Origin of the sequence: Pseudomonas sp. TH39(2020), assembly GCF_016650715.1 — a bacterium.
GTDB lineage: Bacteria > Pseudomonadota > Gammaproteobacteria > Pseudomonadales > Pseudomonadaceae > Aquipseudomonas > Aquipseudomonas mandelii_C.
Genome location: NZ_JAEKFF010000006.1, coordinates 1,849,250 through 1,862,911, shown reverse-complemented (window position 1 = coordinate 1,862,911; position 13,662 = coordinate 1,849,250). Strand labels below are relative to the sequence as shown.

Genomic DNA, 13,662 nt, shown 5'->3' with positions numbered 1-13,662 from the left:
CAACGCAAAGGAGTCTGCATGGTAGGTCCCGGATTGAAAACAGTGGTTGGTCTGAGCCTCCTTGTCCTGCTGAGTGCCTGTGGCGATAAAAAACCGGTCGAAAAGGACCGTCCGCGGGTATTCGTGCAAGAGGTAAAACCTGCGGATTACGCGGCGACGGTAACCCTGACCGGTGATGTTCAGGCGCGGGTCCAGACTGACCTGTCGTTCCGCGTTGGCGGCAAGATCATCCAGCGCATGGTCGATGTCGGTGACCGGGTATCGGCCAAACAAGTGCTGGCCAAGCTCGATCCCAAGGACCTGCAAACCAGCGTCGACTCGGCCCAGGCACAGGTTGTTGCCGAGCAGGCCCGGGTCAAACAGACTGCCGCCGCATTCGTTCGCCAGCAAAAACTTCTGCCCAAGGGCTACACCAGCCAAAGCGAATACGATTCCGCCCAAGCTGCATTGCGCAGCAGCCAAAGCGCCCTGACGGCTGCCCAGGCGCAGCTGGCCAACGCCCGGGAACAACTGGGCTATACCGCGCTGATTGCCGACGCGCCGGGGGTGATTACCGCGCGTCAGGCCGAGGTCGGCCAGGTGGTGCAGGCCACTGTGCCGATTTTCAGCCTGGCCCGGGACGGTGAGCGCGACGCCGTGTTCAACGTCTACGAATCGCTGCTGAAAGAGCCTCCAGAGGATAAAACGGTGGTCGTCAGCCTGCTCGACAACCCCGCGATCAAAACCACCGGCACCGTTCGGGAAATCACCCCGGCCGTCTCCGCGCAGACCGGCACGGTGCAGGTCAAAGTCACGCTCAACGGACTACCGGAAGGCATGCAGCTCGGTTCGGTGGTGAGTGCCACGGCCAAGACGCCAGGCAAATCGGCGGTCGAACTGCCCTGGTCGGCTCTGACGAAAAATCTCAGCGACCCGGCGGTGTGGCTGGTGGACGGCGAGGGCAAGGCACAGCTGCACACCGTCACGGTCGGCCGCTACCTGACCGGCAAAGTGATCATCAGCGACGGCCTGAAAGGTGGCGAAAAAGTGGTCATCGCCGGCGGCCAGTTGCTGCACCCCGGCGTGAAGGTGGAAATCGCCGAAAACACCTATAAGGATTTAGCCGCGGGAGCCCAGCCATGAAGCGTCTGTTGCTGGTTTGCGCCGGAGTGATGCTGGTGGCCTGCTCGAAAAAGGAACCGCCGCCGGAGCCTGTGCGTCCGGTGCTGTCCATCAAGGTCCAGTCCCTGGACGAAGAAAGCCTGGGCCGCTTCGCCGGCAACATCCAGGCCCGGTATGAAAGCAATGTCGGGTTCCGGGTGCCGGGACGCATTGCCAGCCGTCATGTCGATGTCGGTGCCGAAGTCCAAAAGGGCGCGTTGCTCGCCACGCTCGACCCCACCGATCAACAGAACCAGTTGCGTTCCGCTCAGGGTGATCTGGCCAGCGTTCAGGCGCAATTCATCAACGCCCAGGCCAACGCCCGGCGTCAGCAAGAGTTGTTCGATCGTGGCGTGGGCGCCCAGGCGCAACTCGACATCGCACAGACCGACCTTAAAACCACCCAGGCCTCCCTCGATCAAGCGAAGGCTGCGGTCGATCAGGCCAAGGACCAGCTCAACTACGTTGAACTGCGCGCCGACCACAAAGCCGTGGTCACCGCGTGGAACGCCGAAGCCGGGCAAGTCGTCAGCGCCGGCCAGCAAGTGGTGACCCTGGCGCAGCCGGACATCAAGGAAGCCGTAATCGATCTGCCGGATACTTTGGTCGACCAGTTGCCGGAAGACGTGGTGTTTCAGGTGGCCGTCCAGCTCGACCCGAGCATCACCACCACCGCCATCATTCGCGAAATCGAACCCCAGGCGCAAAGTGCGACCCGCACCCGTCGCGCCCGCCTGACACTGACCGAGACACCACCGGGTTTTCGCCTGGGCACGGCCATCAGCGTGACCCTCAGCTCCGCGATCAAACCGCGTATCGAACTGCCCCTGACTGCGCTTCAGGAGGTCGATGGCAAACCGCGGATCTGGGTCATCGACCCGCAGACCCAGACCGTTTCCCCGCGAGACGTCAGCCTGCTCAGTCGCACTGACGCAACCATGGTCCTGGCGAACGGCGTGAAGTCCGGCGAGCGGGTGGTCAGTGCCGGCGTGAATAGCCTGAAACCGGGGCAGAAAGTAAAAATCGATGAGGACAGCCCGCAATGAAAGGGAGTTTCAACTTGTCCGAATGGGCCCTCAAGCATCAGTCGTTTGTCTGGTATTTGATGTTCATCGCGCTGCTGATGGGCGTGTTCTCGTACATGAACCTCGGCCGTGAGGAAGACCCGTCGTTCACCATCAAAACCATGGTGATCCAGACCCGGTGGCCGGGCGCGACCCAGGAAGAAACCCTCAAGCAGGTTACTGACCGGATCGAGAAAAAACTCGAAGAGCTCGACTCTCTCGACTACGTGAAAAGCTACACCCGCCCCGGCGAGTCGACGGTCTTCGTAAACTTGCGTGATACCACCAGCGCCAAGGACATCCCGCAAATCTGGTACCAGGTGCGCAAGAAGATCAACGACATTCGCGGCGACTTCCCCCAAGGCCTGCAAGGGCCGGGATTCAACGATGAATTCGGTGACGTGTTCGGCTCGGTGTACGCCTTTACCGCCGACGGTTTGTCGATGCGCCAATTGCGCGATTACGTCGAGCAAGTCCGCGCCGAGATCCGCGAAGTGCCGGGGCTGGGCAAGGTCGAGATGGTCGGCGAGCAGGATGAAGTCCTCTACCTGAACTTCTCCACCCGCAAACTGGCGGCGCTGGGCATCGATCAGCGTCAGGTGGTGCAGAGCCTGCAATCGCAAAACGCGGTGACCCCTGCCGGTGTGATCGAGGCCGGTCCCGAGCGGATTTCCGTGCGTACGTCCGGACAGTTTGCCTCCGAGAAGGACCTGGAAAACGTCAACCTGCGACTCAACGACCGTTTCTACCGTTTGGCCGACATCGCCGACATCAGCCGTGGCTATGTCGACCCGTCGACACCGGAATTCCGCTTTAACGGCCATCCTGCCATTGGCCTCGCCATTGCGATGAAGAAGGGCGGCAACATTCAGGTGTTCGGCAAGGCGTTGCACCAGCGCATGACCGACCTGACTGCCGATCTGCCGGTGGGCGTCGGCGTGCACAACGTTTCCGACCAGGCCGAAGTGGTGGAAAAAGCCGTCGGCGGCTTCACGAGCGCGTTGTTCGAAGCGGTGGTGATCGTGCTGATCGTCAGCTTCATCAGCCTCGGCGTACGTGCCGGATTGGTGGTGGCCTGCTCGATCCCGCTGGTGCTGGCGATGGTCTTCGTCTTCATGGAATACAGCGGCATCACCATGCAGCGGATTTCCCTCGGCGCGTTGATCATCGCCCTGGGATTGCTGGTGGATGACGCGATGATCACTGTCGAGATGATGGTCACGCGCCTGGAAATGGGCGAGACCAAGGAGCAAGCGGCCACGTTCGCTTACACCTCGACCGCGTTCCCGATGCTCACCGGTACGTTGGTGACGGTGGCCGGTTTCGTGCCCATCGGCCTGAACGCCAGCTCGGCCGGCGAGTACACCTTCACGCTGTTCGCGGTGATCGCGGTGGCCATGATCGTGTCGTGGATTGTCGCGGTGCTGTTCGCCCCGGTGATCGGCGTGCACATCCTCAGCACCAACGTGAAACCGCACGCCGCTGAACCGGGACGCATCGGTCGGGGGTTCAATTACGGCATGCTCTGGGCCATGCGCAATCGCTGGTGGGCGATCGGCATCACCCTCTTGCTGTTCGTGGCGTCGGTGTTTTCCATGCAGTTTGTGCAGAACCAGTTCTTCCCGTCCTCGGACCGCCCGGAAATCCTCGTCGACCTGAACCTGCCACAAAACGCTTCGATCGCCGAAACCCGCAAGGCAGTGGACAAGCTCGAAGCGACCCTCAAGGGCGACCCGGACATCGTGCGCTGGAGCACTTACATCGGCGAAGGTGCGATCCGTTTCTACCTGCCCCTCGACCAGCAATTGCAGAACCCGTATTACGCGCAACTGGTGATCGTCAGCAAAGGTCTGGAATCGCGTAACGCGCTTAGCCAGCGCTTGCGCGAACGGCTGCGTAAAGATTTTGTCGGTATCGGCAGCTACGTCCAGGCACTGGAAATGGGCCCGCCGGTGGGGCGGCCGATTCAGTACCGGGTCAGCGGCAAGGACATCGATCAGGTGCGCAAGCACGCCATCGCCCTGGCCACCGAACTGGATAAAAACTCGCACATTGGCGAGATCATTTACGACTGGAACGAACCGGGCAAAGTCCTGCGCATCGACATCGCACAGGACAAGGCACGGCAATTGGGACTGTCGTCAGAAGACGTGGCCAACCTGATGAACAGCATTGTGGTCGGTGCACCGGTGACTCAGGTCGATGACGATATCTACCTGATCAACGTGGTGGGCCGCGCGGAAGACGCCGAACGCGGCACCCCGGAAACCCTGCAGAATTTGCAGATCGTCGCGCCGGGCGGCACGTCGATTCCGCTGCTGGCTTTCGCTTCTGTGCGTTATGAACTTGAGCAGCCGCTGGTCTGGCGCCGTGACCGCAAACCGACCATCACCATCAAGGCTGCGGTTCGCGATGAGATTCAGCCGACCGACCTGGTGAAACAACTCCAACCCGACATCGACAAATTCGCCGCCAGTTTGCCGGTGGGTTACTCGGTCGCCACGGGCGGCACGGTGGAGGAAAGCGGCAAGGCCCAAGGGCCGATTGCCAAGGTCGTGCCGTTGATGCTGTTTTTGATGGCGACCTTTCTGATGATCCAGTTGCACAGCGTGCAGAAGCTGTTCCTGGTGGCCAGCGTCGCGCCGCTCGGCTTGATCGGCGTGGTGCTGGCGCTGATCCCGACGGGCACGCCGATGGGCTTTGTGGCGATCCTCGGGATTCTGGCGCTGATCGGCATCATCATCCGCAACTCGGTGATTCTGGTGACGCAGATCGACGCCCTGGAGAAGGACGGTCATGCACCGTGGGATGCGGTGGTGCAAGCCACGGAGCATCGTCGCCGACCGATTCTGCTGACGGCTGCGGCGGCGAGCCTGGGGATGATCCCGATCGCCCGGGAAGTGTTCTGGGGGCCGATGGCGTACGCGATGATTGGCGGGATTATTATTGCGACGTTGCTGACATTGCTGTTTTTGCCGGCGCTGTATGTGGCTTGGTACAAGATTCGGGAGCCGAAGAAAGAAGCGCAGTAATTGATGCGTTGATCGTTCCCGAGTGACGTTTGGGAACGGTCCTACTTACATGGTCGGTGCGTTGCTGTACGGTCCCTTTCCAAATGGAGGAGGGGCTTCGATGTCACCGATGACCTATTGTCTGCGCTATGTGCTGTTGCTCGGCGCTCTGTTGTGTTCACCCCCGACGCTGGCCGGCAGCGTGCTGGAAAATTCGCTGTGGCGCGTCGAACTCGATCCCGCCACGCTGGCGATCCGCGTCATCCCCGCACAACATTCGCCAGTGCAAGCCTCGTCGGGCGTTACCGGGTATAAGGTCAGCAACCTCAAGCAAAGCGCCAATCGCATGGACTGGCAGTGGGATGACGGCGCCTGGACGCTGAGTGCCGCCCTCGATCAGCGTGACCTGTCCCTGTCCATCACGGCCCGTGATCCCGGTGAGCTGAGCTTTCTAAAGCAGCCCGGCAGTTCTATGGGCAAAGGACTGATCTGGCCGCTGGCCGAGGGGCGTTATGTGCCTGCCGGTGATCGGCTGTGGCAAACCTTTCTGCTCGATCAGGGGGCGTTCAATACCACCCAAGACCTGAGTTTGCCGCTGTGGGGCGTTGATCACGGCGGCTTCACGCTGAACTGGCTGATGACCAACCCTTACAACAATCGCCTGATCTTCAGCGCCGAAAACAACAACACCCTTGCTCTGACTGTCCATCATCAATTCACCTCCCTTGAGCCCAATGCACCGTTAACCTTCAAGCTGTCGTTGGGTGATACCGATCTGTTGGCGGGTGCCAAGCGCTATCGGAAATGGTTGGTCGATAACGGGCAATACGAAACCTTGAGCGACAAACTGCTGAAGACTCCCGAAGCCAAAAAGCTCCTGGGAGCCAGTCATGTTTATCTGTGGGGTAACGACCTGCTCGGACCGGACGATGTTCGAAGCTGGCCAGCTTTGCTGAAAGGGTTGCGCGGTAACGGTGTACTGGCCAGCGAGTTACGTACCAGTTTTGACGCTGAAAGCTCGCAGTTACTGGCCCGGGCTGAGCCACCGCTTGATCGTTACCAGCAAGTCACGTTGCTACGCAGCCTCAATGCTGCGCTCAACAAGAAGGCACGCAGCGGCTGGCAGTCTGTCGTCGAACCGGACATGAAAAAACTGGCTGACGGCTACGGCTTGTTACGTGCAGAGCTGGCAGTGGCGTTCTCCGATGCTGTGACGATAATATCGGAACGCTGGGGCAATACCTTGTCACCAACGACTATCGAACAACTGAAAGCTGCGGGCTTGTCGCGATTATGGCTAGGCCTTGGCGAGGGTTGGGAAGGTGGTCTCTGGCACCCTGAAACGGTGCGGCAAGGCGTTGCCGCAGGTTATCTGGTGGCGCCTTATGATTCCTATGAGACGGCGTTGACCATCACTGAAAACCCGGACTGGACCACCGCGCATCTGGGCTCCAGAGCCAATCAGGAATGTGCGATCGTGCTGGAAACCGGGACGTTCAAAAGCGGGTTTCAGCAATCGGGGCATTACACCGATCCGCGTTGTGCTCGGCCATTGCTTGAGGCGCGCATCAAGGCTGTACATAGCAAGGCCGGGTTCAATAGCTGGTTTCTGGATGCCTACGCCACCGGCATGCTGTTCGACAGCTACCGTGTGGGCGCGACCATGACTCAGGTGCAAAATGCCGAGGGCAACATCGATGCCTCGCGCTGGGTCAACGAGACGTTGAAGCTACCGACCGGTTCCGAGGATGGCAACGCCACCACGGCCCAAGGCGTACTGTTTGCCCATGGGATGCAGACACCGGTGATCGGCTGGGGGGATTCGGACATGAGCAAGAATCCGCAGTCGCCCTATTACCTGGGCCGCTGGTTTCCTGATGAACAGCCGCAGGTTTTCTTCAAGACCGTGCCACTCAAGGAACCCTACCGCACGGTTCACTTTGCTCCGCAAACACGCTTGCCGCTTTATCAGGCGGTGTTCCATGGCTCGGTGATCACCACCCATCATTGGCTGTTCGACAGCCTTAAGTTGAGCAATGTGCGCGCCGAGAATGAGCTGACTCAATTGCTCTACAACGTGCCGCCGCTGTATCACCTGAGTGCGGCGACGCTGAAGCAGCGGTTACCGGTGATTGCGCGTCAGGATGTTTTCTTCCGCCCGCTGCATGAGCGTCTGGCGACTCAGGCGATGACAGATTTCCGTTGGCTGACTGAGGATCGTCTGGTACAGCAGACAACGTTCGCCGATGGCACCAGACTGGTGGCAAATTTTGATGTGCGCGAACGTGAGATTGATGGGCGACAGCTGGCCGATCGAAGCATCACCGCGTTTGACGCAAATGGGGAAGTGGCAACCTATCAAGTAGCTGTGCAACGCTAGAAAACCTTCGCGGGCTTGCTCGCGGTTGCGTCCTGACAGGCTACGCCGGCTTACGCCAGACACTCGCCAACCAAGGCTGCTGCTCGCGCGGCAGTCCCGCCGGCCGGTAGTAATGCTCCAGCTCCACAAACCCCGCCGCCGTCAGCAATTGCCGCCACGTCTCAAGATCGTGGTACGCCCCATAACGCGGCCCATTCCACCCTTCCTGATTCTCGCCACGCGGATTGGAACTGAACAACACCCCACCCGGCTTCAAAGCCCCGCGCAATTCCTTCAACACTCGAGGCAGTTCCTGGCGCGGAATATGAAACAACACCGCATTGGCGAAGATCCCGTCAAAGCGCTCGGCCGGCAAATCCAGCTTCAGAAAATCCTGCTGCCAGACCTCACAGCCGCTGTCTTCGCGTGCCATCTGCGCAAATTTCTCTGAGCCATCAAGCCCGACAGCGGTATGGCCCATGCGCGTGAAGGTTTGCAAATCACGACCCGGCCCACAGCCAAAATCGAGAATGTCGAACGGCGCCTCACCCTGAATATGCCGCAGCAGCGCAGCAATGTTCTGGCTGACATCGTGATCGCGAGTCCCTTCGCGGAAACTTTCAGCCACCGAGTTGTAATGGCCCAAGGTGGTGGAGGTGATCTGCTCAAGGTCGGTGGGGGTCTGTTTCATGGTGGGCTGCGCAGGCAATTGGGATTTGCCGAATATACGCCATGAGACAGAAGGCTGCTGCGCAGCCATCGCGAGCAAGCTGACGACCAATGACTTGAGCCAGACTCAACGCTTGTTCAACCCCCGAGCCAACCGATCCCCGCCCAACTGAATCGCCGCCACCAACACCACCAGCAACACAATCACCGTCAACATGATCTGGCTATCAAACCGCTGATACCCGTAGCGATAGGCGATGTCCCCGAGTCCGCCTGCGCCAATCGCCCCGGCCATGGCCGACGAGTTGATCATCGTCACCAGCGTAATCGTGAAGCCGCCGACAATCCCCGGCAGCGCCTCGGGCAACAACACATGCCAAACGATGTGCCAGCGCCGGCAACCCATCGCCTGCGCCGCTTCGATCAACCCTTGATCAACCTCACGCAAACTGACTTCGGCAATGCGCGCAAAGAACGGCGTGGCCGCAATCGTCAGCGGCACCACGGCCGCCCAAACGCCGTAAGTGGTGCCGACGATCAACCGCGTAAACGGAATCAGCGCCACCATCAAAATCAGAAACGGAATCGAGCGAAACAGGTTCACGAACGCGCCCAGCGTGCGGTTCAGCGCCGGTGCTTCATAGATTCCGCCCTTGGAGCTGGTGACCAGAATCACCGCCAGCGGAATGCCCGCCAGCAGCGCGATCAATGACGACACGCCGACCATCAGGAAGGTGTCGATGAAGCCTTGCAGCAAGCGATCAAACCACATAACCCAGCACCTCCACCTGTTGCGCCCAGTTGCCGGCGCGTTGACGCAATTCCTCTGCGCCGAGGGACGAGCCGGTCACCGCCAGCAGCAAATGCCCGAGGGCATGGCCCTGAATCCGTTCCACGCCACCTTGCAGCAAGCGCACGCGACCGCCGAGGGCGGCGAACAGTGCGGCCAGATCCGGTTCATCGCTCGCGCTGCCGGTGAACTGCAAACGCAGCACAACAGTGGCGTCCGAGGATTGTGGGTGTGGCTGCAAGCGGCTTTGCAATTCTTCCGGCAAACCGTGTTGGAGCGGCGCCAGCAAGGTTTTGCTGACATCGTGCTGCGGGTCGCCAAAGACTTCCCAGACCGGCCCTTGTTCGACGATTCGCCCGTGTTCCAGCACGACGACTCGATCACAGATATCGCGGATCACCGCCATCTCGTGGGTGATCAGCACGATGGTCAGGCCCAGGCGTTGATTGATCTCGCGCAGCAGGCCGAGGATTGATTGCGTGGTTTCCGGGTCCAGCGCCGAAGTGGCTTCGTCGCACAGCAGAATCGCCGGGTCATGCACCAGTGCCCGAGCGATGCCGACGCGCTGTTTCTGACCACCGGACAGCTGCGCCGGGTAGGTTTTGTGTTTCTCTTGCAGGCCTACCAGTTCCAGCAATTCGCGGACTTTCTGCTCGCGTTTTTCCTTCGGCACACCGGCGACTTTCAGCGGCAACTCGACGTTCTGCCAAACCGTCTTGGCCGACATCAGGTTGAAGTGCTGGAAGATCATGCCAATGCGCCGACGCAGTGCCACCAGGCGGTCTTCATCGAACTCGCCGATGTCGACCTGATCGATCAGCACGCGCCCCGTGCTCGGTTGTTCCAGACGGTTGATGGTGCGGATCAGCGACGATTTGCCGGCGCCGCTGCGGCCGATGATGCCGAACACTTCACCGCGCTGGATCGCCAGGTCGATGCCGCGCAGTGCCGCCACTGGGCCTTGCTGACCGTTGTAGGTTTTGCCCAGACCGATGAAGCGCACGTGAGCGCGGTTCAAATCCGGATGCAGTTCGGTTTGTTCGGCTTTATGTGGCTCTGGAATCTCCAGTCGCCGTTGGATCGCGGCCGTCATCCTCAGCTTTCCCAGCCAGCTTGATAGAGCTTGCCATGGGCTTTATCCAGCGCTGCACGAACGGCCGGCGAATGTTGGTAAATGTCGACGAATTTGATCAGGCGCGGGTCGGTTTTGCTTTTCGGCTGGATCACGAACTGGATCACGTATTCCTTGTGATCGAGGCCGTCGAACAGCAGGGCGGAGCCAGCATCGAAGGTCTTCGACAAGCGGATGTAGGCTGGGTAACCCTGGACCAGATCGGCGTCGTCATAGGCGCGTACCAGTTGCACGGCTTCGACCTGCAGGATTTTGATTTTCTTCGGATTGGCAATGATGTCTTCTTCGGTGGCCTTGTAGCCGACGCCCGGTTTGAGTGTGATCAGCCCGGCCTTGGCCAGCAGTTGCAGACCACGACCGCTGTTGATCGGGTCATTGGCGATCGCCACGCTGGCGCCTTCCGGCAGTTCGTCAAAGCTTTTGTATTTCTTCGAGTAGAGGCCGACGTTGTTGATGATCCCCGGTGCGAATGGCACGAGGTCAAAACCAGCGGCGGCCTTGGCGTTTTCCAGGAACGGGACGTGCTGGAAGTAGTTCACGTCGATGTCCCCGGCAGCGAGGCTGACGTTGGGCGCGATCCAGTCGCTGAACTCCACCAGGTCGACTTGCAAGCCTTGTTTTTTGGCTTCTTCGACGGCGGCCTCCAGGGGAATGGCGAAAGCGGCAGTGGTGCCGACCTTCAGCGGCGCGTCGGCAGCGAAGGTGATGGAGCTGAAAAGGCCGAGGGCCAGGGCCAGTGCTTTGACTGGGTGGTTGAACAGTTTTTTGGTCATGATGAGTCTTCCAGTCAGGGCATTGAATTTTTGGTGTTTGGTAGGGCCTCATCGCGAGCAGGTCGAATCGTCGCACCGTCGCTCCCACAGGGATTGTGTGAACACCAAAAATCCACTGTGGGAGCGACGGTGCGACGATTCGACCTGCTCGCGATGCTTTTAGCGGCGGAACGCTGAACCTGTGTGTTGTTCGGGCAAATGCGCCTCGCCGTGAAACAGTTTTTCTCGCAGGCTGCCGCTGTCGTAAGCGGTCTTGTACGACCCGCGCCGTTGCAACTCCGGGATCACCCAATCGATGAAATCCACATAGCTTTCCGGCGTGACTATTCGCGTCAGGTTGAAGCCATCCAGCCCGGTTTCCGTGATCCATGATTCCAGCTCGTCGGCGATCTGCTCAGGCGACCCCACCACGGTGATGTAGCGACCACCGAGGGCGTGTTGCTCGAGTAATTTGCGGCGGGTCCAGTCGTTGTTTTGCAGATTCCTGGTGGCGGACTGGATCGCGTTGCTCTTCACGTACTGGATCGGTTCGTCGATTTCGTACTCGGAAAAATCGATCCCGGTGGAGGCCGAGAAATGCGCCACGCCGGCCTCGGCACTGGCGTAGCTCAAGTACTCGGCGTGCTTGGCCCAGGCCAGCTCTTCGGTGGCGCCGACAATCACGTTCAGCCCCATGAACACCTTGATGTCCTCGGGGTTGCGCCCGGCCTCGACGGCACTGGCGCGCACCTTGTCCACTTGAACCTTGGTCGACGGTTTGTTCTGGCCGCTGATGAACACGCACTCGGCATGTCGCCCGGCGAACAGCAATCCACGATCCGAACTGCCAGCCTGGAACAGCACCGGTGTGCGCTGCGGCGAGGGTTCGCAGAGGTGATAACCCTCGACCTGATAGAACTCGCCCTTGTGCTCGACCTTGTGCACTTTCTCGGGCTGCGCGTAGATCCGCAGCTGCGGATCGTTAAGCACCGCGTCGTTTTCCCAGCTGCCTTCCCAGAGTTTGTAGAGCACTTGCAGGTATTCATCGGCCTGGTCGTAACGACGGTCGTGTTCGACCTGTTCGCTCAGACCCATGGCCTTGGCGGCGCTGTCGAGGTAGCCGGTGACGATGTTCCAGCCGACCCGGCCACGGCTCAGGTGATCGAGCGTGGACATGCGTCGGGCGAACAGATACGGCGGTTCGTACGTCAGGTTGGCGGTGAGGCCGAAGCCAAGGTTTTTGGTGACCGCGGCCATGGCCGAAACCAGCAGTAGCGGGTCGTTGACCGGAAGTTGGATCGACTCTTTGAGCGGCACATCGATCGAGTTTTGGTAGACGTCGTACACGCCGACGATGTCAGCGATGAACAATCCGTCGAACAGTCCGCGCTCTAGAAGTTGCGCCAGTTCGGTCCAGTATTCGATGGTTTTGTATTGAGTGGAGTTGTCCCGCGGGTGCGTCCACAGACCATGGTTGATGTGCCCGATGCAGTTCATGTTGAACGCATTGAGCAGGATTTTCTTTTTGGCATCGGCCATCAGATGGTCCCTCGCAATGGAGGGTTTTCATCGTTGAGGTAGTAATTGCCGACGGCGTGATATTTCCAGCGCACCGGGTCGTGCAACGTATGAACCCGGGCGTTGCGCCAGTGGCGATCCAGGCCGTGTTCGATCAGGGTTGCCTGGCTGCCGGCCAGTTCAAACAGCGTGCTGCCAGCGGTGAGGGAAATCTCGGTACTGATGGCGCGAGCTTCGGCGACGGCAATCGACGCGGCGGCGACGGTCTCGGCGTTGGTGTTGGCCTGGGCCTTGTCGAGAAATTCTCCGGAGCGTTCCAGCAGAGCCTCGGCGGCGTGTAGACGAATGCTCAAGTGACCGAAGCTCTTGATGGTCAGCGGGTCTTCGGTGGCTTTGTCGTTGCCGGAATCGATCCACGGCCGGGTCTTGGTGCGCACGAAATGCAGCGCATCTTCATAGGCGGCGCGGGCGATACCGGTGTCGATAGCGGCATGAAGAATCTGCGCCAGCGGACCGACGGTGGTCGGGCGCTCGAACGCACTTTGAAACGGGATCACGTCTTCGGCGGCGACGTAAACATCTTCAAACACCACCGAGCCGCTGCCGGTGGTGCGTTGGCCGAAACCGCTCCAGTCGTCGATTACCGTCAGACCCTTGGCATTACGAGGGACGAAAGCGAGTTGCTGAACGCCGTGTTCATCCACGACCGACGTCGGAATGCGCTGGGCATAAATAGCACCCGTGGCGTAAAACTTGCGGCCGTTGATGCGATAGCCGTCACGTTCTCCATGCAGATCAGGGGTCAGGCTGGTGACGCGGTCATGGGCGGTTTTGGTGCCCAGTTCCGCGAGGGCATTGCCGAATCGTTGGCCGGCCAGCACTTCTGCGTACAGGCGTTTTTTCTGCTCTTCGCTGCCATTCACCCGCAACACTTCGAGCGCGTAGAAATGGTTCTGCGGGATCTGGCCGAGGGAACCGTCAGCCTGGGCGATCAGCGCGATCACCTTGGCCAGGGTGACGTTGGAAACCCCTGCGCCGCCGTATTCTTTTGGCACGCTGATGCCCCAGAGACCCGAGCGGGAAAACACTTCCAGTTCCGGGTGTGGCAAACGGCGTTCGCGATCGCGCAGGGCGCTGTCGCGTTTGAAATCTTCGGCCAGGTCACTGGCGACGATCAGGGCTTGCTCATCGCTGGTGATGACCGCGACGTGGTGAGAAAGAGTCATG

The 13,662-nt window shown here is 60.0% G+C and carries 10 protein-coding genes; 4 read left to right on the top strand and 6 right to left on the bottom strand.

Annotation, left to right across the window (positions count from 1 at the left end; genetic code table 11):
- Positions 1–18: 18 nt before the first annotated feature.
- From JFU47_RS16265 to JFU47_RS16250, 4 genes are all read left to right on the top strand, one after another.
- On the top strand, positions 19–1,122 hold the full coding sequence (locus JFU47_RS16265; protein WP_201184269.1) for an efflux RND transporter periplasmic adaptor subunit: 1,104 nt from the start codon (positions 19–21) through the stop codon (positions 1,120–1,122).
- Positions 1,119–2,186 (top strand): efflux RND transporter periplasmic adaptor subunit, encoded by a 1,068-nt coding sequence (locus JFU47_RS16260; RefSeq protein WP_201184266.1) that lies wholly within the window; start codon positions 1,119–1,121, stop codon positions 2,184–2,186. Before JFU47_RS16265 ends, JFU47_RS16260 begins: the two co-directional genes overlap by 4 nt.
- Complete coding sequence (locus JFU47_RS16255; RefSeq protein WP_201184262.1) at positions 2,183–5,236, top strand: efflux RND transporter permease subunit; 3,054 nt, start codon at positions 2,183–2,185, stop codon at positions 5,234–5,236. Before JFU47_RS16260 ends, JFU47_RS16255 begins: the two co-directional genes overlap by 4 nt.
- A 100-nt stretch (positions 5,237–5,336) precedes the next feature.
- The gene (locus tag JFU47_RS16250; RefSeq protein ID WP_446739635.1) at positions 5,337–7,595 is read left to right on the top strand and encodes a glycoside hydrolase; all 2,259 of its coding nucleotides are present in this window, start codon (positions 5,337–5,339) and stop codon (positions 7,593–7,595) included.
- Between the two features lie 40 nt (positions 7,596–7,635).
- Here the strand turns inward: JFU47_RS16250 and JFU47_RS16245 are convergent, their stop codons facing one another.
- The 6 genes from JFU47_RS16245 to JFU47_RS16220 all read right to left on the bottom strand — a co-directional run bounded on the left by JFU47_RS16245 (position 7,636) and on the right by JFU47_RS16220 (position 13,661).
- The gene (locus JFU47_RS16245; RefSeq protein WP_201184259.1) at positions 7,636–8,265 is read right to left on the bottom strand and encodes a class I SAM-dependent methyltransferase; all 630 of its coding nucleotides are present in this window, start codon (positions 8,263–8,265) and stop codon (positions 7,636–7,638) included.
- A gap of 105 nt (positions 8,266–8,370) precedes the next feature.
- On the bottom strand, positions 8,371–9,015 hold the full coding sequence (locus JFU47_RS16240; RefSeq protein WP_201184255.1) for a methionine ABC transporter permease: 645 nt from the start codon (positions 9,013–9,015) through the stop codon (positions 8,371–8,373).
- Positions 9,005–10,126 (bottom strand): methionine ABC transporter ATP-binding protein, encoded by a 1,122-nt coding sequence (locus JFU47_RS16235; protein ID WP_201184252.1) that lies wholly within the window; start codon positions 10,124–10,126, stop codon positions 9,005–9,007. The genes JFU47_RS16240 and JFU47_RS16235 overlap by 11 nt, the downstream gene beginning before the upstream one ends.
- 2 nt (positions 10,127–10,128) lie before the next feature.
- On the bottom strand, positions 10,129–10,938 hold the full coding sequence (locus tag JFU47_RS16230; RefSeq protein WP_140680419.1) for a MetQ/NlpA family ABC transporter substrate-binding protein: 810 nt from the start codon (positions 10,936–10,938) through the stop codon (positions 10,129–10,131).
- A gap of 159 nt (positions 10,939–11,097) precedes the next feature.
- Positions 11,098–12,456, bottom strand: a complete 1,359-nt coding sequence (locus JFU47_RS16225) for an LLM class flavin-dependent oxidoreductase (protein ID WP_201184249.1) — start codon at positions 12,454–12,456, stop codon at positions 11,098–11,100.
- Positions 12,456–13,661, bottom strand: a complete 1,206-nt coding sequence (locus tag JFU47_RS16220) for an SfnB family sulfur acquisition oxidoreductase (RefSeq protein WP_201184246.1) — start codon at positions 13,659–13,661, stop codon at positions 12,456–12,458. The genes JFU47_RS16225 and JFU47_RS16220 overlap by 1 nt, the downstream gene beginning before the upstream one ends.
- Position 13,662: the final 1 nt, after the last annotated feature.